General features: G+C 69.7%; 18 protein-coding genes. 8 read left to right on the top strand and 10 right to left on the bottom strand.

Translation table 11 applies throughout. From position 1 onward, the window contains the following. Nucleotides 1-8 precede the first annotated feature (8 nt). Genes nuoN through C7444_RS11225 form a run of 4 tightly spaced genes read left to right on the top strand, consistent with a single transcriptional unit; the run spans nucleotide 9 to nucleotide 2,937 of the window. Nucleotides 9-1,490: an NADH-quinone oxidoreductase subunit NuoN gene (gene nuoN, locus C7444_RS11240; protein ID WP_110400952.1), complete on the top strand. Its 1,482-nt coding sequence runs from the start codon at nucleotides 9-11 to the stop codon at nucleotides 1,488-1,490. A 4-nt stretch (nucleotides 1,491-1,494) separates the two neighbouring features. Continuing rightward, nucleotides 1,495-1,809 (top strand): DUF2818 family protein, encoded by a 315-nt coding sequence (locus tag C7444_RS11235; RefSeq protein ID WP_110400951.1) that lies wholly within the window; start codon nucleotides 1,495-1,497, stop codon nucleotides 1,807-1,809. Continuing rightward, nucleotides 1,809-2,432 (top strand): NUDIX domain-containing protein, encoded by a 624-nt coding sequence (locus tag C7444_RS11230; protein WP_110400950.1) that lies wholly within the window; start codon nucleotides 1,809-1,811, stop codon nucleotides 2,430-2,432. Before C7444_RS11235 ends, C7444_RS11230 begins: the two co-directional genes overlap by 1 nt. Nucleotides 2,433-2,442: 10 nt before the next feature. Further along, on the top strand, nucleotides 2,443-2,937 hold the full coding sequence (locus tag C7444_RS11225) for a DUF1178 family protein (RefSeq protein WP_110400949.1): 495 nt from the start codon (nucleotides 2,443-2,445) through the stop codon (nucleotides 2,935-2,937). 21 nt (nucleotides 2,938-2,958) lie between these two features. On the opposite strand, the gene C7444_RS11220 is transcribed toward C7444_RS11225, so the two are convergent. Further along, nucleotides 2,959-4,368, bottom strand: coding sequence for an FAD-binding oxidoreductase (locus C7444_RS11220; protein ID WP_110400948.1), 1,410 nt, complete (start codon nucleotides 4,366-4,368; stop codon nucleotides 2,959-2,961). A gap of 3 nt (nucleotides 4,369-4,371) precedes the next feature. After that, the gene (locus tag C7444_RS11215) at nucleotides 4,372-4,809 is read right to left on the bottom strand and encodes a DUF2069 domain-containing protein (RefSeq protein ID WP_245909518.1); all 438 of its coding nucleotides are present in this window, start codon (nucleotides 4,807-4,809) and stop codon (nucleotides 4,372-4,374) included. 46 nt (nucleotides 4,810-4,855) lie between these two features. Between C7444_RS11215 and C7444_RS11210 the strand changes: the two genes are divergently transcribed. The 3 genes from C7444_RS11210 to C7444_RS11200 all read left to right on the top strand — a co-directional run bounded on the left by C7444_RS11210 (nucleotide 4,856) and on the right by C7444_RS11200 (nucleotide 8,545). Beyond that, complete coding sequence (locus C7444_RS11210; RefSeq protein ID WP_110400947.1) at nucleotides 4,856-6,121, top strand: YihY family inner membrane protein; 1,266 nt, start codon at nucleotides 4,856-4,858, stop codon at nucleotides 6,119-6,121. A 170-nt stretch (nucleotides 6,122-6,291) separates the two neighbouring features. After that, nucleotides 6,292-7,947, top strand: coding sequence for a methyl-accepting chemotaxis protein (locus C7444_RS11205; protein WP_110400946.1), 1,656 nt, complete (start codon nucleotides 6,292-6,294; stop codon nucleotides 7,945-7,947). A gap of 124 nt (nucleotides 7,948-8,071) precedes the next feature. Next, on the top strand, nucleotides 8,072-8,545 hold the full coding sequence (locus tag C7444_RS11200) for a CBS domain-containing protein (RefSeq protein WP_110400945.1): 474 nt from the start codon (nucleotides 8,072-8,074) through the stop codon (nucleotides 8,543-8,545). Between the two features lie 40 nt (nucleotides 8,546-8,585). Here C7444_RS11200 and C7444_RS11195 read toward each other — a convergent pair whose 3' ends face one another. Both C7444_RS11195 and C7444_RS11190 read right to left on the bottom strand, forming a co-directional pair. After that, nucleotides 8,586-9,170 (bottom strand): hypothetical protein, encoded by a 585-nt coding sequence (locus C7444_RS11195; protein ID WP_146219376.1) that lies wholly within the window; start codon nucleotides 9,168-9,170, stop codon nucleotides 8,586-8,588. A 133-nt stretch (nucleotides 9,171-9,303) separates the two neighbouring features. Continuing rightward, nucleotides 9,304-9,858, bottom strand: a complete 555-nt coding sequence (locus C7444_RS11190) for a chemotaxis protein CheW (protein ID WP_170130712.1) — start codon at nucleotides 9,856-9,858, stop codon at nucleotides 9,304-9,306. Between the two features lie 221 nt (nucleotides 9,859-10,079). On the opposite strand from C7444_RS11190, the gene aroC reads away from it, so the two are divergent. After that, nucleotides 10,080-11,186 carry a chorismate synthase gene (gene aroC, locus C7444_RS11185; protein ID WP_110400943.1) on the top strand — a complete coding sequence of 369 codons (1,107 nt, stop codon included), beginning with the start codon at nucleotides 10,080-10,082 and terminating at the stop codon, nucleotides 11,184-11,186. Nucleotides 11,187-11,245: 59 nt separating this feature from the next. Here aroC and C7444_RS11180 read toward each other — a convergent pair whose 3' ends face one another. The 6 genes from C7444_RS11180 to C7444_RS20240 all read right to left on the bottom strand — a co-directional run. Further along, entirely contained in the window at nucleotides 11,246-12,325 is a 1,080-nt protein-coding gene (locus C7444_RS11180) for a protein-glutamate methylesterase/protein-glutamine glutaminase (protein ID WP_110400942.1), read from the bottom strand. A 29-nt stretch (nucleotides 12,326-12,354) separates the two neighbouring features. Beyond that, the gene (locus tag C7444_RS11175) at nucleotides 12,355-12,858 is read right to left on the bottom strand and encodes a chemotaxis protein CheD (protein WP_245909517.1); all 504 of its coding nucleotides are present in this window, start codon (nucleotides 12,856-12,858) and stop codon (nucleotides 12,355-12,357) included. Continuing rightward, nucleotides 12,851-13,654: a CheR family methyltransferase gene (locus C7444_RS11170; RefSeq protein ID WP_110400940.1), complete on the bottom strand. Its 804-nt coding sequence runs from the start codon at nucleotides 13,652-13,654 to the stop codon at nucleotides 12,851-12,853. Before C7444_RS11170 ends, C7444_RS11175 begins: the two co-directional genes overlap by 8 nt. Nucleotides 13,655-13,666: 12 nt before the next feature. Continuing rightward, nucleotides 13,667-14,188, bottom strand: coding sequence for a chemotaxis protein CheW (locus C7444_RS11165; RefSeq protein ID WP_110400939.1), 522 nt, complete (start codon nucleotides 14,186-14,188; stop codon nucleotides 13,667-13,669). Between the two features lie 14 nt (nucleotides 14,189-14,202). Continuing rightward, on the bottom strand, nucleotides 14,203-17,313 hold the full coding sequence (locus C7444_RS11160) for a methyl-accepting chemotaxis protein (RefSeq protein ID WP_146219375.1): 3,111 nt from the start codon (nucleotides 17,311-17,313) through the stop codon (nucleotides 14,203-14,205). An 81-nt stretch (nucleotides 17,314-17,394) separates the two neighbouring features. Continuing rightward, nucleotides 17,395-18,316 (bottom strand): methyl-accepting chemotaxis protein (locus tag C7444_RS20240; protein ID WP_245909516.1); only part of this gene is annotated, 922 nt, incomplete at its 5' end.

The following is an 18,316-nucleotide window of genomic DNA, read 5'->3' as shown; positions in this document are numbered from 1 at the left end:
GTCACCCCATGACTGCAATGAATTGGCTCGCGGTGTATCCCGAGATCCTGCTGCTCGTGATGGCCTGTCTGGTCGCGCTGACCGACCTGTTCGTCACCGACCCGAAGCGCACACCGACCTACCTGCTGACGCTGCTGACGCTGGTCGGCGTCGGTGGCATCCATCTGGCCGAGTTCGACAACGGTGCCACGCTGTACGCGATGAACCGCATGGTCGTCAGCGACCCGATGGGCCACCTGCTGGCCTTCTTCGCCACGGTCGCGATCTTCGTGACGCTGGTGTATTCGCGTCCCTATGCCGAGTCGCGCGACATGCTCAAGGGTGAGCTCTTCACCCTGAGCCTGCTGTCGCTGCTGGGCATCTCGGTGATGGTGTCGGCACAGAACTTCCTCGTCGTCTACCTCGGCCTGGAACTGATGAGCCTGTCGCTGTATGCGCTGGTGGCGATGCGCCGTGACCATGCCGCGTCCACCGAAGCCGCGATGAAGTACTTCGTGCTGGGCGCGCTGGCCAGCGGCTTCCTGCTCTACGGCATGTCGATGATGTACGGCGCCACCGGCAGCCTCGACCACGCCCGCGTGTTCGAAGCCATCGGCAAGGGCGAGGTCAACCACCAGGTGCTGGTCTTCGGTCTGGTGTTCGTGGTCTCCGGCCTGGCGTTCAAGCTCGGTGCCGTGCCCTTCCACATGTGGGTGCCCGACGTCTACCAGGGCGCGCCGACCGCGGCCACGCTGCTGATCGCCGGTGCGCCCAAGCTGGCCGCCTTCGGCCTGCTGATGCGCGTGCTGGTCGAGGCCATGCTGGGCCTGGCGGTGGACTGGCAGCAGATGCTGATCGTGCTGTCGGTGTGCTCGCTGATCGTCGGCAACATCGTCGCCATCGCGCAGACCAACCTCAAGCGCATGCTGGCCTACTCGACGATCGCGCAGATGGGCTTCCTGCTGCTGGGGGTCGTCTCCGGCGTGGTCAACGGCAACACGCTGTCGGCGGCCAACGCCTACAGCTCGTCGATGTTCTACATCATCACCTACGTGGTGACGACGCTGGGCTCCTTCGGCCTGATCATGCTGCTGGCGCGTGAAGGCTTCGAAGCCGAGGAGATCGCCGACCTGGCCGGTCTGCATCGCCGCAGCCCGCTGCTGGCGGCCGTGATGGCGGTGTTCATGTTCTCGCTGGCCGGCATCCCGCCGACGGTGGGCTTCTACGCCAAGCTGGCCGTGCTGCAGGCGCTGGTCACCACGGGCAGCAGCGCGCTGCTGGGCCTGGCGATCTTCGCGGTGGTCGTGTCGCTGATCGGCGCCTTCTACTACCTGCGCGTGGTCAAGGTCATGTACTTCGATGCTCCCACCGACCACTCGCCGATCACCGGCCCGGCCGATGCGCGCGTGATGCTGTCGATCAACGGCGCCGCGGTGCTGGTGTTCGGTCTGCTGCCCGGTGGCCTGATGGCCATGTGCGCGCAGGCCATCGTCAAGGCCCTCGGGACCTGACACGGTGGCGGCCGCTTCCGGTGCCGCGGTGTGGCTGGTCGTGCTGCTGGCCGTGCTGCTCGCCAACCTGCCGTTCCTGAATGAGCGGCTGTTCGCGGTCGGCCCGCGCCGGTCCGACAAGCCGCTGGCCTGGCGTCTGCTGGAGCTGGTGGTCTATGCCGGGCTGGTCGTGCTGGTCGGCCTGGCCCTCGAGGCTCGGCAGGCCCAGGTGCACGCGCAGGGCTGGCAGTTCTATGCGGTCGTGCTCGCGGTGTTCCTGACCCTGGCCTTCCCGGGGTTCGTCTGGCGCTACCTGCGCCGCGCTTCCCGGACGGTCTGATGTCACTGCCTTCCCACGCCGAACTGCCTGCGGGCGAAGACCACCTGCTCGAGCGTCCCCTCAGCAGCCGGCAGGCCTACCGCGGCAGCTTCCTCGATGTGCGGCGCGACGAGGTCACCATGCCTGACGGTGGCGTGGCCTCGCGCGAATACATCGTGCACCCCGGCGCGGTGATGGTCATCCCGGTGCTCGACGACGGACGCCTCGTGCTCGAGCGCCAGTTCCGCTATCCGCTGCACCGGGCGGTGCTGGAGTTCCCCGCGGGCAAGCTCGATGCCGGCGAGCCCGGCATCGTCTGCGCGGTGCGTGAGCTGCAGGAGGAGACCGGCATCACCGCCCGCGAGTGGGCCTATGCCTGCACGCTGCACAACGCCATCGCCTACTCGACCGAAGGCATCGAGATCTGGCTGGCCCGCGGCCTGACCCTGGGTGCGGCCCGGCTCGACCAGGACGAGTTCCTGGACGTGTTCACCGCCTCGCTGGACGAGGTGGCCGAATGGGTGCGCAGCGGTCGCATCACCGATGCCAAGACGATGATCGGTCTGCTGTGGCTGCAGCAATGGCGTGCGGGCACCTGGGAATTGACCTGGCGTTCCGCCGAGGAATCGCTCGCTGCCCGATGATCGGGGCGCCATGAAAGTCTTCAACCTGCGCTGCGAGCACGGCCACGCCTTCGAGGGCTGGTTCGGCTCCGAGGACGACCTGCTGGGTCAGCAGGCTCGCGGCCTGCTGCACTGCCCGCTGTGCGACACCGCGGCCGTGCAGCGCATGCCGTCGGCGCCGCGCCTGAACCTGAAGGCCGCGCGGGGCGAAGCCGTGCCGGCCGTCGCGCCCGATCCGGCGCCTGCGGTGCCGGCGGCCGTGGTCCCCACGACTTCCGAGCAGGCCGCGGCCCGCGTCGAGGTGCTGCACGCCGCCTACCTGCAGGCGGTGCAGCATGTGCTCGACCACACCGAGGACGTGGGCAGCGGTTTTGCCGAGGAGGCCCGCCGCATCCACTACGGCGAGGCGCAGGAGCGTGGCATCCGCGGCCAGACCACGCCGGATCAGGTGCAGGAACTCAACGACGAGGGCATCAGCGTGGGCGCCTTCGTCCTGCCTGCGGCGCTCACCGGCACCAAGCACTGACCCCTCGGCGGGGCCGCGGCGTCACAGCATCCGGCCCGGGTTCATCCGGTGGTCGGGATCCAGCGCCTGCTTGATCTGGCGCATCAGCGCCAGCGCCACCGGTGACTTGCGCGCGGCCAGTTCCTCGCGCTTGAGCTGGCCGATGCCGTGCTCCGCCGAGATCGATCCGCCGCAGGCCGTGACCTCGTCGTAGACCAGCCGGTTGATGCGGGTCTCCTGGGTACGCAGGAATTCATCGGCCGCCGTGCCGACCGGTGCCTGCACGTTGAAGTGCAGGTTGCCGTCGCCCAGGTGACCGAAATTGACCACCCGCACGCCCGGAACCGCGGCCTCCAGCAGGGCTTGCGTGCGCGCGACGAAACGTGGAATGGCCGACACCGGCACCGCGATGTCGTGCTTGACGTTGAGCCCCTCGCAGGCCTGAGCCGCCGAGATCGACTCGCGCAGATGCCACATGGCCTGCTGCTGCGCGCCCGAGCGCGCCAGCGCGGCGTCGCTGACCAGCCCCTGCTGCGCGGCCTGCAGCAGCAGCGCCTCCAGCCGGGCCTGCACGGCCGCCTCGCCGTCCGGGTCGGCCAGCTCCAGCAGCACGGTCCATGGCGCCGGGGGCAGCGGCATCACCGCCTGCGGCAGGTGCTGGCGCACCAGCTGCAGCGAGCGTTCGTTCATCACCTCGAAGCCGGTCAGCGCCGCATCGGCGCGGCGCTGCGCCAGCTGCAGCAGGGCCAGCGTGCGGTCGAGGTCCGTGGTCGTGGCCAGCGCGGTGGCGCTGGCGGCGGGCAGCGGGTGCAGCTTCAGGACGGCGGCGGTGATCACGCCCAGCGTGCCTTCGCTGCCGATGAACAGGTGGCGCAGGTCGTAGCCGGTGTTGTCCTTGCGCAGGCCGCTCAGGCCGTCCCAGACCTCGCCCTGCGCGGTGACCACCTCCAGCCCCAGGCAGAGTTCGCGGGCGTTGCCGTAGCGCAGCACCTGCGTGCCGCCGGCATTGCTGGCGAGGTTGCCGCCCAGCGTGCAGCTGCCCTCGGAGGCCAGGCTCAGCGGCAGCAGCAGGCCGGCCTGCCGGGCCGCCTGCTGCGCCGTCGCCAGCACGCAGCCGGCCTCGACCGTCATCGTCAGGTTGGCGGCATCGATGGCCCGGACGCGGTTCAGCCGGCCCAGGCTCAGCAGCAGCTGGCGGCCGCTGCCGTCGGGCACGCCACCGCCGACCAGTCCGGTGTTGCCGCCCTGAGGCACGATCGTGATCCCGTGGCGCGCGCACCAGCGCACCACCTCGGCCACCTGTGCCGTGTCGCCCGGCCGGGCCACGGCCAGCGCCCGGCCTCGCCAGCGGCCCCGCCAGTCGCGCTCGTAGGCGCCCAGGTCACCCTCGACCAGCACCTGCGGCGAGCCGATCAGCGCCCTCAGTTCATCCAGCGCGGCCTCGTGTGCCATGGTTCAGGTCGCGGGCGGGGCCGCCAGGCGCCGGCCGGCGGCCAGGCGATGGCGCACATGCAGCGCGCAGGCGGTGAACAGCAGCACCGACAGCAGCATCTCCGCGCCGGCGAGCAGGTTGACCGTGGCGGACTCGATGCCCAGGCGCACCGAAGCCTCGACCACATAGATCCACACCGCCAGGCTCAGCCAGCGGTAGGTGTAGAGCCGCATGCGCCACAGGCCGGGCAGGGCCAGCACCAGGGGCAGCACCTTGATGGCCAGCGTGCCGCGGCCGGTCGGCGCCCACAGCAGCTCCCAGCCCAGGCCGATGGCAATCAGCAGGCCGCAGCACAGCACCGCCGCCCATCGGCTGATCAGCACGCCACGGGTGGGCGGGCGCGGGGCGGCTTCGGGCGCCACGGCATCGGTGGTGCGGGGGGAGGGGGCATCAGTGGACACGGTGGGGGCACGAGGGCGCTGTCTTCGGGCTGGCATCATATCCAGCATGCGTCTCCAATCCCTTGCCCCCGCCGATGAACCGGACGCGGCCTCGTCTTCCCGCCGCCGCGGCCTGCGCTGGCGCGAGTTCTGGTCGTCCCTGCAGACCTGGCCCTGGCGTGACACCCTGCGCACGCTGCACCAGCGTTTCCGCGAGGACCGGCTGGGCATCACCGCCAGCAGCCTGACCTTCACCACCACCATCGCGCTGGTGCCGCTGGTCACGGTCGCGTTCGCGGTCTTCACCGCCTTCCCGATGTTCGGCACCTTCCGCCGCGCGCTCGAGCTCTACCTGATCCAGAACCTGGTGCCCGACGAGATCGCCCGTCCGGTGCTGCAGCAGCTCACGCTGTTCGCCAGCAAGGCCCACCGCGCCGGCGCGCTCGGGCTGGTGGTGCTCGGCCTGACCGCGCTGGCCCTGCTGCTGACGATCGACCGCTCGCTCAACGCGATCTGGCGGGTGCGCCAGCCGCGCAGCATCGCGCAGCGGGTGCTGGTGTACTGGGCGATCGCCACGCTCGGGCCGCTGCTGCTGGGGGCGAGCCTGAGCCTGACCTCCTATGCGGTGTCCGCGTCCCGCGGGTTCGTGAGCGTGCTGCCGGGAGGGGTCACGCTGGTGCTCAACGCCATCGAGCTGGTGCTGATGGCCATCGGCATGGCCGGGCTGTTCCGGTATGTGCCCAACACGCCGGTGCGCTGGTCCCATGCGCTGATGGGCGGCAGCTTCGTGGCCGTCGCCTTCGAGCTGGCCAAGCGCATGCTGGCCTGGTACCTGAGCCTGACGGGCACCTACAGCACCATCTACGGCGCCTTCGCCACCGTGCCCATCCTGCTGACCTGGATCTACCTCGGCTGGGTGATCGTGCTGCTGGGGGCGGTGGTGACGGCCTATGCCCCGAGCCTGCAGATGCGGGTGGTCAGCTTTCCGGCCACGCCCGGCTGGCGCTTCGCGCTGGTGCTGGCCGTGCTGCGCCAGCTCGACCTGGCCCGCAGCGGCCCGCGCAGGGGCTGCTCGGTGCTCGAGCTGTCGAGCCGGCTGAGGATCGATCCGGTCCAGGTCGACCCGGTGCTGGAGCGGCTGATGCAGATGGACTGGGTCGGCCGGCTCGAGGAAGAGGGCGATGCCCGCCACGTGCTGCTGGTCGATCCGGGAGAAACCTCCGCGGCGCCATTGATCGTGCAATGGCTGCTGGCCGAGTCGCCATCGACCCAGACCGTGTGGCGGCGTGCCGGTTTTTCGCATTGGAGCCTGGCCGACATGCTCGAGAGCTGAGGCCGTTCCTGGAATTGATGCAGATCAAGATGTCAGTCGGCGATCAGCAAGGCAGAGATGGTGCGCAATCCACGTGTTTATCCACAAGGTACGCTTTGGTGTCGTGCTTAACCTTCTCTTCTGTCGGCAATCTCCGTCCGGGGGGGGCCTCATCGCAGGGGAAGTCATCAATGCGCACGAATCTGCCGGTCACACAGAAGGAATTTCCATTCCCGCCGGGCGGCACCCTGGTCTCGACGACCGATCTGCAGGGCAGGATCCTGTACTGCAACCCGGCGTTCATCGAGGTCAGCGGTTACGAGCGGGAGGAGCTGCTGGGGCAGCCCCACAACCTGATCCGCCACCCGGACATGCCCGAGGAGGCCTTCCGCGACATGTGGGCCACCATCGCCAGCGGACGACCCTGGTCGGCGCTGGTCAAGAACCGGCGCAAGAACGGTGACCACTACTGGGTGATGGCCAACGTCACCCCGGTGCTCGACGGCGGTCGGCCCGTGGGGTACATGTCGGTGCGCACCGAACCCGACAGCGCCGAGGTCCGCAGCGCCGAGCGCCTGTACGCGACGATGCGCACCGAGAAGGAACAGGGCCAGCGCATCCATGCGCTGCGCCACGGCCGGCTGGAGCGGCGAGACCTGCAGGGGCGCCTGCGCCGGTGGATGCAGCCCGACCTGCGCTGGCAGCTGTGGTGGTGGGCGGCCTGGACCGGCGTGGCGGCCGTGCTGTCGGCCTGGATCGGCGCCCAGCAGGCCGGCTCCGCGGGCGCCCTCGGTGGGGGCCTGCTGGGCGGTGTCCTGATGGCCACCCTGTCGAGCTGGCAGATCCGCCGCCTGACGCTGACCCCGCTGGAGGCGGCTGCCGCGTTCGCCAATCGGCTGGCGGCCGGCGACCTGTCGCAGCGCATCGCGGTGCTCCACCGCGGCGAGATCGGTGCGATCGAACGGGCGCTCAACCAGCTGTCGGTCAACCTGATGGCCATCGTGCGGGACGCCCGCACCGGCGTCGACAGCCTGCGCAGCACGGCCGGCGAACTGGCCCAGGGCAATCAGGACCTGTCCGAGCGCACCGAGTCGCAGTCCTCGAGCCTGGAGCAGACGGCCTCGTCGATGGAGGAGATCACCGGCACCGTGCGCCAGAGCGCCGACAGCGCCAAGGGCGTGGCCACCTTCGCCGAGCAGGCCACCAGCATCACCCAGCGCAGCGCCGAGGCGGTCCACCACGTCTCCGCGACGATGGAGGCGATCAATGCCTCGTCGCACCGCATCCGCGACATCATCCAGGTGATCGACGGCATCGCGTTCCAGACCAACATCCTGGCCCTCAATGCGGCCGTGGAGGCGGCCCGTGCCGGTGAGCAGGGCCGCGGCTTCGCCGTGGTCGCCGCCGAGGTCCGCTCGCTGGCCCAGCGCACCACGTCGGCCGCGCGCGAGGTCAAGCAGTTGATCGAGGACACCGCCGGCAAGGTCGAGGCCGGTGCCCGCCAGACCGACGATGCCCGCTCGACGATGGACGAGGCGCTCAACGCCGTGCGGCGCATGGGCACGCTGGTCGAGGAGATCGATGTCGGGGCGTCCGAGCAGCTCAACGGCATCTCGCAGATCAACGAGGCGGTCTCGCACATGGACACGCTGACCCAGCAGAACGCCGCGCTGGTCGAGGAGCTGGCCGCGGCCGCGACCTCGGTGCGCCTGCAGTCCGAAGTGGTGTCGGATGCGGTGCGCATCTTCCGGCTGCCCGGCCATGCCGCGGCCTCGGTGGGCAGCGGCGATGCCGTCACGCTGAGGCGTCAGGCCAAGGCGCAGCGCCCGGCGGGCATCGTGCGCTGAGCGTCGGGCCGTCGCTCTGACCGGGCCTGACCATCGGGTCGCCCGGGCTGCTTGCCGTGCGGTTTGTCGGCTATATTGATTGCCGGAACGTGCATAGCGTGCAGAACGCGCAGAAGGAGCATTCATGAAAGTCAGCGACATCCTGCGAGTGAAGGGGGGCACCCTGTTCACCATCCAGCCCGACGAACCGCTGGCCCGGGCCATCACCACGATGTCCGAGCACGACATCGGCTCGCTGGTCGTGATGAGCCATGGCGACCTGGTGGGCATGCTCACGTTCCGTGAAGTGATCCAGGCCGTGGTGAAGTCCGCCGGCGTGGTCGGCACCACGCTGGTCCGCTCCGTGATGGACGACCATCCGCTGACCTGCACGCCGCAGACCGAGATCGACGAGGTGCGCCGCATGATGCTCGAGCGCCATGCCCGCTACATGCCCGTGCTCAACCAGCGCACGCTGATGGGCGTGATCTCGTTCTACGACGTGGCCAAGGCCGTCGTCGACAGCCAGGACTTCGAGAACCGCATGCTCAAGGCCTACATCCGCGACTGGCCGGTCGAGGAACAGGCGGCGGAAGAGGCTGTCCGGCCCCAGAACTGAGTCGTCAGCGGCTTCGCCCGGCCCACTGCAGCCGGGCGATTCAGGCGGTGTGCGTGCGCGCCGGGGCCGAGCCCAGTGCCGTGGCCTTGCCGATGAGCCGGGCCACCTGCAGGCGCAGGGCTTCCAGCGTGTCGTCGTCGGTGCTGGCCGCCCCTGTGGCGGCCGCGGGAATGCGGTTCAGCTGATCGATCTGGTCGCAGGCCTGGCGCAGCCGGGCCACGACCTCGTCGAGCGAGGCGCCCAGCTCCTGCCGGGAGGCGCTGCCGTCGCCCGGCCGCATCACCGCCAGGTAGTCGCCCAGCTCGTGGGTGGCCACCAGCAGCTCGGCCGTCTCGTTCAGGTAAGGCAGCCGCAAGGGGGGCGGGGGACTGCCCCAGGCCAGCGACTGCACCGAGCGGGTGGCCCGCTCCAGGGGTTCGCAGATCGCCCTCAGGTTGATCAGGTGCAGGCGCAGCGCTGTCAGCAGAGCCAGCGACACCAGCAGCATCACCAGGCCGTTCTGCAGGGCACTGTGGCGGGTCGGGAACGACGCGGTCGCCAGGGCGGCACCCATCAGCAGGACCGGCGTGATCACGGCCCAGGCCATCAGGGATCGGATGGAGCGGAAGTGTCGGTGGCTCTTCAAGGTGTCCTCGCTGAGTGTCAATCCCTTACCACCCGAGTAAGGGATTGCCCGAGGATACTGCAACAAATGTAAAAATCGTGATGATTTTCACGAAAGTCGACGGTCCTGCGCGGTCATCCGCGCGGGGGGCCGTTCAACCGATCGCCGAGTCCATCAGGCCCATGTCCGCGCTGCTCATCAGCGCCTCGATGTCCATCAGGATCAGCATGCGCTCGGCGACGTTGGCGATGCCGGTGATGTAGCTGGTGTCCACCGAGGCGTCGATGTCCGGCGCCGGCCGCACCGCATCCCCCGGCAGCTCGAGCACGTCGGAGACCGAGTCCACCACCGCGCCGACGACCCGGCCGCGGATGTTGAGCACGATGACGACGGTGAAGTCGTTGTAGTCGGCGCTGTCGCAGCCGAACTTCAGGCGCAGGTCGACGATCGGCACGATCACGCCCCGCAGGTTGACCACGCCCTTGAAGAAGGGCGCGGAGTTCGCGATCCGGGTCGGGTGCTCGTAGGAGCGGATCTCCTGCACCTTCAGGATCTCGATGCCGTATTCCTCGGCGCCGAGGCGGAAGGTCAGGAACTCGCCGCCGAGGTGGTTCGATGCGCCCGGGCCTTGGCCCTTGCCCATCAGGTTCTGGCGCTGGCCGGCGTGGCTGGCCATGGCGGAGTGGGGAGTGTCTAGAACCATGCTCATCATCTTCCTCGCATAGACGTTCGTTCGTACGGGCTGTGTCGGTCCGCGGCATCCCGGAGAACGTTCCGGCGGCGGTCGACAGATTGTTGGCCGCCGGGGCGAGGGCACAAGCGTCGAGCAGCGAGCCTTTCCGGGGCCATCTCCGGGCCCAGCCGCCAAGGCCTACAATTTCGCTCCTTCGCGTGTGGCCTGTCGCTGCGCGCCGCACCCAGCACACCACGATGTCCGGCAGCACCTTCGGTTCCCTTTTCCGTGTCACCAACTTCGGCGAGAGTCACGGCCCGGCCATCGGCTGCGTGATCGACGGATGCCCGCCCGGACTGGAGCTGTCGCAGGCCGACATCCAGACCGACCTGGATCGCCGCCGTCCCGGCACCAGCCGCCACGTCACGCAGCGCAACGAGCCCGACGCGGTCGAGATCCTGTCGGGCGTGTACGAGGGCCGGACCACCGGCACCCCGATCGCGCTGCTGATCCGCAACACCGACCAGCGCAGCAAGGACTACGGCAACATCCTCGACACCTTCCGCCCGGGTCATGCCGACTACACCTACTGGCGCAAGTACGGTCTGCGTGATCCGCGCGGCGGGGGCCGTTCGTCGGCGCGTCTGACGGCGCCGATGGTGGCGGCCGGGGCCGTGGCCAGGAAGTGGCTCAAGGCCATGCACGGCACCACCTTCGTCGGCTGGATGAGCCAGCTCGGTGACGTGGAGATCCCGTTCGAGGACGAGGCCCAGATTCCGCTGAACCCGTTCTTCGCGCCCTCGGCGGGTGTGGTCGAGCGCCTGGAGTCCTACATGGACGATCTGCGCCGGGCCGGTGACTCGGTGGGCGCGAAGCTGCAGGTGGAGGCCCGCGGCATGCCGGTCGGCCTGGGCGCGCCGCTGTTCGACAAGCTCGATGCCGACATCGCCTACGCGATGATGGGCATCAACGCGGTCAAGGGCGTGGAGATCGGTGACGGGTTCGGGGTGGTGGCGCAGCGTGGCAGCGAGCACGGCGACGCGCTCACGCCCGAGGGCTTCGACTCCAACCATGCGGGCGGCGTGCTGGGCGGGCTGTCGACCGGCCAGGACCTGCGGGTGTCGATCGCGATCAAGCCGACCAGCTCGATCCGGGTGCCCAAGCCGTCGATCAACCGGGCCGGCGAGCCGACCTCGGTCGAGACCTTCGGTCGCCACGACCCCTGCGTGGGCATCCGCGCCACGCCGATCGCCGAGGCGATGCTGGCGCTGGTGGTCATCGACCATGTGCTGATGCACCGGGCGCAGTGCATGGATGTCGAGCTGCCGGTGGCGCCGATCGCCGGCCTGCGCCCCGGCGCCTGAGCCGGCCGCGGGCGGCCTGAGCGCCATCGTCGCGCCGCCCGGGGCGCGAGGGTCAGGGCTCAGGCGGTTGCGGTGCGCAACGGCAGGCCGTTGGCGTAGAGCATCCAGGCAGCGATGTCCTGCAGGCCGACGACGTGGTCGGCCGCCCCCAGCCGGATGGCTTCGGCGGGCATGCCGAAGACCACGCTGCTGGCCTCGTCCTGGGCCGCGGTGTGGGCGCCGGCCTCGCGCATCAGGCGCAGGCCGTGGGCGCCGTCGTCGCCCATGCCGGTCATGATCAGCCCGATCGCGTTGCGCCCGGCGCACTGGGCGACCGAGCGGAACAGCACGTCGACCGAGGGCCGGTGGTGATTGATCAGCGGGCCGTCCCGCACCTGGACCACGTACTGGGCGCCGCTGCGCTTGAGCTGCATGTGCCGCCCGCCCGGGGCGATCAGCACCCGGCCGTTGATGACCCGGTCGCCGTCGCGGGCCTCCAGCACCTCGAGGTCGCAGATGCCGTTCAGGCGGGCCGCGAACGAGGCGGTGAACTTCTCGGGCATGTGCTGGACCATCACGATGCCCGGCGCGGTGCGGTCGAGCTGGCGCAGCACCAGCTCGATGGACTGCACCCCGCCGGTGGAGATGCCGATGGCCACGACCCGGTCGGTGGTCTCGGCCATCGCGGCGCCCGAGGCGGTCGGGCGGCGTGCCGGGCCGATCGTGCCGGCCGCCGCGCAGCGATGGGCCCGCATCACGCCCATGTTGGCCCGGGCGGCGGCACGCACCGCCTCGACCAGGCCGTTGCTGCGGTCCTCGAGGAAGTCCTTCAGGCCGATGCGGGGCTTGGTGACGAAGCCCACCGCGCCGGCCGCCATCGCCTGCATCGTGGTCTCGCAGCCGCGCTCGGTCAGCGTCGAGCACATCACGACCGGCGTCGGGCGCTCGCTCATGACCTTGCGCAGGAAGGTGATGCCGTCCATGCGGGGCATCTCCACGTCCAGCACGATCACGTCGGGCCAGTTCGATTCCATCTTCGGCCAGGCGAACAGCGGGTCGCCGGCGCTGCCGATGACCTCGATGCCGCCGGCGCTGAGGGTGTCGCCCAGGTGCTTGCGCACCACGGCGGAGTCGTCGATCAGGAAGGCGCTGATGGCCATGGGTGTGTCTCCGGTGCCGTGGATGGCGCTCAGACCGTGCTGCCCTGGCAGCGTCGCATCTCGACCTCGCCCGTGCCGAGGTCCAGCCGCACCTGGCGAGGCACGCGGTCGCCCACGTCGATCGCCTGCAGCGTGAAGCCGTAGTGGTCGATCAGGCTCCAGCCCCGCTCGATGTTGCGCTCGCCGATGTTGAGCCGCAGGTCGGTCTGGTCGGGCATGGTGTCGGCCCCGCCGTACAGGTGGGCCTCGTAGTCGCGCGGGTCGGTGCCGCTCTGCCGCAGCGCCTCGACCATCATCGCCAGCGCCTCGTCGCCATAACGGGCGTCGCGTGCCTGGCCGGCCGGGCGCTGTCGCTGCGGCAGCAGGAAGTGGCACATGCCGCCCAGGCGGCGCTGCGGGTGCCACAGCACCACCGCCACGCACGAGCCCAGCAGCGTGCGCACGGTCGACGGCTCCCGGCCGAAGAAGAACTGGCCGGCGAACAGGTTCAGATGTTCGCCCGGCCGCCCGCGCATCCGACCGAGGTCATCCATGAGCGGACGCGACATAGACGGCGGAGGCGACCGACTGGATGGGCAGTCCGATGTGCGCGATCGATTCAGCATGGCCGGAATAGAGGAAGCCGCCGGGTTTCAGTCGTGTCAGCACCCGCCGGACGATGTCGACCTTGCCGGCGGGGTCGAAGTAGATCAGCACGTTGCGCAGGAAGATGACGTCGAACTGGCCGATGTCGGGCAGATCCCGGGTGAGGTTGGCGTTGCCGAACCGGACCCGCTCGCGCAGCTCCTTGCACACCAGCAGCTGGCCGTCGTAGCGGCCCTGGCCCTTCAGGCACCAGCGCTTGAGCAGCGCCGGGGCCGTGTCGCGGGCCCGCTCCAGCGGGTAGAGCCCTTGCCGGGCGCGCGCCACCATCGCGGTCGACAGGTCGGTGCCGATGACCTCCCAGCCCTGCAGGCCGCGGTGCTCGGCCAGCACCATCGCGATGCTGTAGGCCTCCTCGCCGGACGAGCTCGCGGCACTCCAGACCCTGAAGGGCTCGCTGGAGACCGATGTCGAGCGCAGCACCCCGGCCAGGTGCGTGAAGTGCTGCGGCTCCCGGAAGAAATAGGTCTCGTTGGTGGTCAGGCTGTCCACCACGTGCACCAGCTCGTCCGGGAACTCGCCCGCCAGCAGGCGGGTGATGTAGTCGTCCAGCGAGGCCAGGCCCCGTGCCGAGGCCAGCTTCTGCAGCCGCCCGGCGACCAGCGGTCGCTTGGCAGGCGTCAGGCGGATGCCCGAGACGTCATGGAACAGGTCCGTGACCGCGTCGAAGGAGGAAGCGCTGATCATGCCGGGGACCGGTCAGTGCATCGCCGCCAGGCTGTGGGCACCGATCAGCTCGGCCAGCGCGTTGTGGTCGAGGATGGCGCGCAGGTCCAGGTCGGGCGTGGCCTGGCCACGCACCCGGACCATGTGGCGGATGAATTCGGGCCGGATGCGGGTGCCCAGCCGCGGCACGGCCTCCAGGTCGACCGACCGGGTGTCGAAGACCTCGTGCACCGCGTCGACCAGCACCCCGAGGGTGTGGTGGCCCTGCTGCTCCTGATCGGGAACGTCGACGATGACCACGCAGGTGCGCCGCCCGACCGTGGTCGGCGGCAGACCCAGGCGTGCGCCCAGGTCGATCACCGGCACCACCGCGCCGCGCAGGTTCATCACCCCGCGCACGAAGCTGGGCATCAGCGGCAGCGGGGTCATCTGGCCCACTTCCAGGATCTCGCGCACCGCGTCGATGCGCACGGCGCAGAGTTCCTGCTCCAGCGCGAAACGCAGGAACTGCAGGGTGGGAGCGCTGTGCTCCCCGTCGGGTGTCTGGGCGTGCATCGCGTCGTTCCCGTTCAGAAGTGGGCGAAGCTGGATTCGTCGATCCCGCTGGACTGGCCGCTGCCCCGGGTCCACGAGACCGCGGAGCCGAGCCGCGGCATCGCCGGCTTGCCTGCGGCGCTGGCCGGGCGGCGCATCGCGGCATGCTCGTCCGGCGAGACATGGCCATGGCCGGCCGGCATGCCGGCCACCGGCGCGCGGCCGAAGCCGGCGTGCGCCTGAGGGCTGCCACGATGGGGCGCCATGTCACCGGCGGGGCGCTGGCGGCCCTCGCCGAGCTGGAAGAAGGCCATCATCTCCTGGAGCTGGCCGGCCTGGCCGGAGAGTTCCTCGGCGGTGGCCGAGAGCTCCTCGGAGGCGGAGGCGTTCTGCTGGGTGGCGGTGTTGAGGTGACCCATGGCGGTGGTGATCTGGCTCACCCCCTGAGCCTGCTCGCCCGAGGCGGCGGAGATCTCCTGGACCAGGGCGCTGGTCTTGTTGATGGTGGGCACCATCTGCATCAGGACCGAGCCGGCCTGCTCGGCCATCTTGACGCTGGAGCCGGCGAGCTGGCCGATCTCCTGGGCGGCGATCTGGCTGCGCTCGGCGAGCTTGCGGACCTCGGCGGCGACGACGGCGAAGCCCTTGCCGTGCTCGCCGGCGCGGGCGGCCTCGATGGCCGCGTTGAGGGCCAGCAGATTGGTCTGGTAGGCGATGTCGTCGATGATGGAGATCTTCGAGGCGATGGACTTCATGGCCTCGACGGTCTTGGTGACGGCTTCACCGCCCTCGAGGGCCTCGCGCGAGGCCTTGGTGGCCATGCCGTCGGTGATGTTGGCGTTCTCGGAGTTCTGCTTGACCGAGGAGGCCATCTCCTGCAGCGAGGCGGTGGTCTCCTCGACGCTGGCGGCCTGCTCGGAGGCGGACTGCGACAGCGACTGCGAGGTCGACGAGACCTGGTTGGCGGCTGCGGTCAGGGCCTGCGCCGCACCGTTGACGTCGGAGATGGTGCTCACCAGCTGGCGCGTCATCGTGTTCACGTCACCCTGCAGCTGGGCGAAGATGCCCTCGTAATCGCCCTGCAGCTCCTGCGACAGGTCACCGCGGGAGACCCGGTTGAGCGCCGTGCTGACCTGGTCCAGGTTCTGCTGGATGTTGCCCAGCAGGCTGTTCATGTGCTCGCCCAGGACGCGGAAGAAACCTTCGCCGTGCTCGGTGTGGATGCGGCCACCGAAGTCGCCGCGGCCGGCCGCCTGCACGAGGGCGGTGATCTCTTCCTCGGCACGGACCTCGACGCTGCGGTCGACCCATTCCAGCACTGCACCGGCCCGCTGGCCCTGGGCGTCGACGATCGGCGAGGCCACCAGCCGGATGCTGTGCGGCCCGAACTTCACGTTGGCGCGGTGCGGCTGCTTGAGCGCCTCGACGATGCTGCGCTGGTGGTGCGGATTGCGGTGGAAGATGTCGAAGTTCGAGCCGATGATGCGGTTGACGTCCAGGTTCGGCACCACGCTGCGCATGTCGCCCTCGATGCGGCGCAGCAGCGCCAGCACCGACTTGTTGGTGTAGCGGATGATGCCGTCGCGGTCGGCGATCATGACCGCGCTGGGCACGTCGTCCAGCGCCAGGCGGATGCGCAGGTTCTCGGCCGCACCGTCGGCGGCGGCCCGCAGCTCGTTGCGCACCGACTCGACGATCTCGTTGAGGAAGGCCTTCTTGCCCGGCAGCTGCGCGAAGGGCGCATCGAGGTGGCCGGCGGCGAACTCGCGCATCACCCCGGCGACGGTCCGCTTGGCGTTGATGTGGGCGAAGACGTTGTCGTTGACACCTTGGGCCATGGAGCGGAAGCCGCCCTGGAAGCGTGAGGTGTCGATCGCCACGTCGATGTCCCCGCGCTCGTGCTCGGCCGACATGTGGTTCATCTGCTCGAGCAGGCTGCCCAGCGTCTGCCGTGCGGTCTCGAAGGAGCGTGCGATGTCGGCAATCTCGTCGCGACCGCTGATGCGCGTGGTCTGGTCCAGCTCGCCGCGGGCGATCGCGGCAGCCTGCTGGCTCAGCGCCTCGGAGGCGCGCCGGATCGAGCGTGCCGTGCCCACCGACAGGTAAAGGCACAGCATGATGCCGGCGATCGCGGTCATCGTCATCAGGGCACGATCGTGCTCGATGCGCTGCTGGCGCAGCTTCAGCAGCTCGTCGAGCCGCTTGATGGTGCTGTTGTGGAAGGCATCGATCTTGTCGAGCACGTCGCTGCCGGCCTTGAAGCGGGCAAGCGGGTCGCCCGCGAGCTTGACGTCGGACTCGAGCGCCTGGGCCTGCTGCGCGAAGGCGCTGGCCGCGGCGGTGGCTTCTTTCCAGCCTGCCGGCGCCTTCTCTCCGGTGCGCTCCAGTGCGTCCAGTCGCATCTGCACGCTGGTCAGGCCGTTGTCGAGCGCCCGGCGGGCGATGGCCAGGCGCACGGCGTCATCGGGGGTCCACTGTCCGCGCCCGAGGGCGCCAGCGGCGATGCCGCGGACCTGGGCGAGCGACTCGCCGTACTGGCCCAGCCGGTCGAAGGCGATGTCCATCAGCATGAAGGTCGCGCCCTCCGGATCGAGCAGCAGGCCGCTCTTCTCGGCGATCAGCACGGTGAACTCCTGGATGCGGCGCACCAGGGCCGTGTGCGCGCCGAAGGCATCGCTGCCCTTGGCTGTGCTGCGGCCGTTCTCCAGGCGCGCGATGTCCTCGCGCAGCGGACCCCAGACCGCACCCACGTCCAGCCCGGAGCGCACGATCGCCGCATCGGCGGTGGCCAGCGCCTTGCCGAGTTCGCTGTGTGACTCACGCAGCAGGCCCTCGGCGTTGGCGTTGCCGCCGTCGACCATGGCCTGCAGCCCCCGGTGGTTCTGCAGCACGCCCACCAGATCGAGCACCTCGTGGGCCACCGGGGTCGCCTGCAGCTCGCCGACGGTGTAGTCCCGGTCCGTGTTGTGGCGCATCACCAGATTGACCAGCAGCGCGATCAGCGGCACCAGCAGCACGACGGAGATCAAGGCGATCTTGTTGCCCAGTCGCAGCCGCTCCATCAACCAGTTGACGGGACTGAACAGTCCGTCCATCAGGGTGCGTCGTGGTGGTGTGGGAGCGGATTGGCCGATCGTGGTGTTCATGGCAGTCTCATCAGGAGGTCATGTCGAGGGCGGCAGGCAGCGGCCGGATCGGTCCGGTCCGTGGCGCGTGCAGTTCAGGTGTCAGAACCGAGCGAAGCTGGATTCATCCGGTCCGCTGGTGTGCGACGCGCTGCTGCGGGTCCATGACACCGCGGCACCCATGGCCGGCGGGTGGCTCGAGCTGAGGGATCGGGCGGCCGTGCGCCGGGCCGCCTTCTCCTCTTCGTGCAGAGCGGCCAGCCCCGCCGGCAGTGCCGGTGTGCGAGCCGATCCACTGGCGTGGCGTGTCGCTGCGCGACCGGGCTGAGGCAGATGCACCGGTCGGGCATCGACCTGATGCAGCCGGAAGAAGGCCATCATCTCCTGGAGCTGGCCGGCCTGGCCGGAGAGTTCCTCGGCGGTGGCCGAGAGCTCCTCGGAGGCGGAGGCGTTCTGCTGGGTGGCGGTGTTGAGGTGACCCATGGCGGTGGTGATCTGGCTCACCCCCTGAGCCTGCTCGCCCGAGGCGGCGGAGATCTCCTGGACCAGGGCGCTGGTCTTGTTGATGGTGGGCACCATCTGCATCAGGACCGAGCCGGCCTGCTCGGCCATCTTGACGCTGGAGCCGGCGAGCTGGCCGATCTCCTGGGCGGCGATCTGGCTGCGCTCGGCGAGCTTGCGGACCTCGGCGGCGACGACGGCGAAGCCCTTGCCGTGCTCGCCGGCGCGGGCGGCCTCGATGGCCGCGTTGAGGGCCAGCAGATTGGTCTGGTAGGCGATGTCGTCGATGATGGAGATCTTCGAGGCGATGGACTTCATGGCCTCGACGGTCTTGGTGACGGCTTCACCGCCCTCGAGGGCCTCGCGCGAGGCCTTGGTGGCCATGCCGTCGGTGATGTTGGCGTTCTCGGAGTTCTGCTTGACCGAGGAGGCCATCTCCTGCAGCGAGGCGGTGGTCTCCTCGACGCTGGCGGCCTGCTCGGAGGCGGACTGCGACAGCGACTGCGAGGTCGACGAGACCTGG

It is taken from the genome of Sphaerotilus hippei (genome assembly GCF_003201595.1).
GTDB classification, from domain to species: Bacteria; Pseudomonadota; Gammaproteobacteria; order Burkholderiales; family Burkholderiaceae_C; genus Sphaerotilus; species Sphaerotilus hippei.
The sequence above is the reverse complement of the archived record's forward strand: the minus strand, read 5'-3'. Positions and strand labels throughout refer to the sequence as shown.

Coding starts and splice junctions, on each gene's coding strand:
- C7444_RS11230 (WP_110400950.1), top strand. CDS start 1,809: ATGTCACTGCCTTCCCACGCCGAACTGCCTGCGGGCGAAGACCACCTG.
- C7444_RS11165 (WP_110400939.1), bottom strand. CDS start 14,188: ATGCACGCCCAGACACCCGACGGGGAGCACAGCGCTCCCACCCTGCAG.
- C7444_RS11160 (WP_146219375.1), bottom strand. CDS start 17,313: ATGAACACCACGATCGGCCAATCCGCTCCCACACCACCACGACGCACC.
- C7444_RS11225 (WP_110400949.1), top strand. CDS start 2,443: ATGAAAGTCTTCAACCTGCGCTGCGAGCACGGCCACGCCTTCGAGGGC.
- C7444_RS11190 (WP_170130712.1), bottom strand. CDS start 9,858: ATGAGCATGGTTCTAGACACTCCCCACTCCGCCATGGCCAGCCACGCC.
- C7444_RS11220 (WP_110400948.1), bottom strand. CDS start 4,368: ATGGCACACGAGGCCGCGCTGGATGAACTGAGGGCGCTGATCGGCTCG.
- C7444_RS11210 (WP_110400947.1), top strand. CDS start 4,856: ATGCGTCTCCAATCCCTTGCCCCCGCCGATGAACCGGACGCGGCCTCG.
- C7444_RS11180 (WP_110400942.1), bottom strand. CDS start 12,325: ATGGCCATCAGCGCCTTCCTGATCGACGACTCCGCCGTGGTGCGCAAG.
- C7444_RS11205 (WP_110400946.1), top strand. CDS start 6,292: ATGCGCACGAATCTGCCGGTCACACAGAAGGAATTTCCATTCCCGCCG.
- C7444_RS11200 (WP_110400945.1), top strand. CDS start 8,072: ATGAAAGTCAGCGACATCCTGCGAGTGAAGGGGGGCACCCTGTTCACC.
- aroC (WP_110400943.1), top strand. CDS start 10,080: ATGTCCGGCAGCACCTTCGGTTCCCTTTTCCGTGTCACCAACTTCGGC.
- C7444_RS11170 (WP_110400940.1), bottom strand. CDS start 13,654: ATGATCAGCGCTTCCTCCTTCGACGCGGTCACGGACCTGTTCCATGAC.
- nuoN (WP_110400952.1), top strand. CDS start 9: ATGACTGCAATGAATTGGCTCGCGGTGTATCCCGAGATCCTGCTGCTC.
- C7444_RS11175 (WP_245909517.1), bottom strand. CDS start 12,858: ATGGATGACCTCGGTCGGATGCGCGGGCGGCCGGGCGAACATCTGAAC.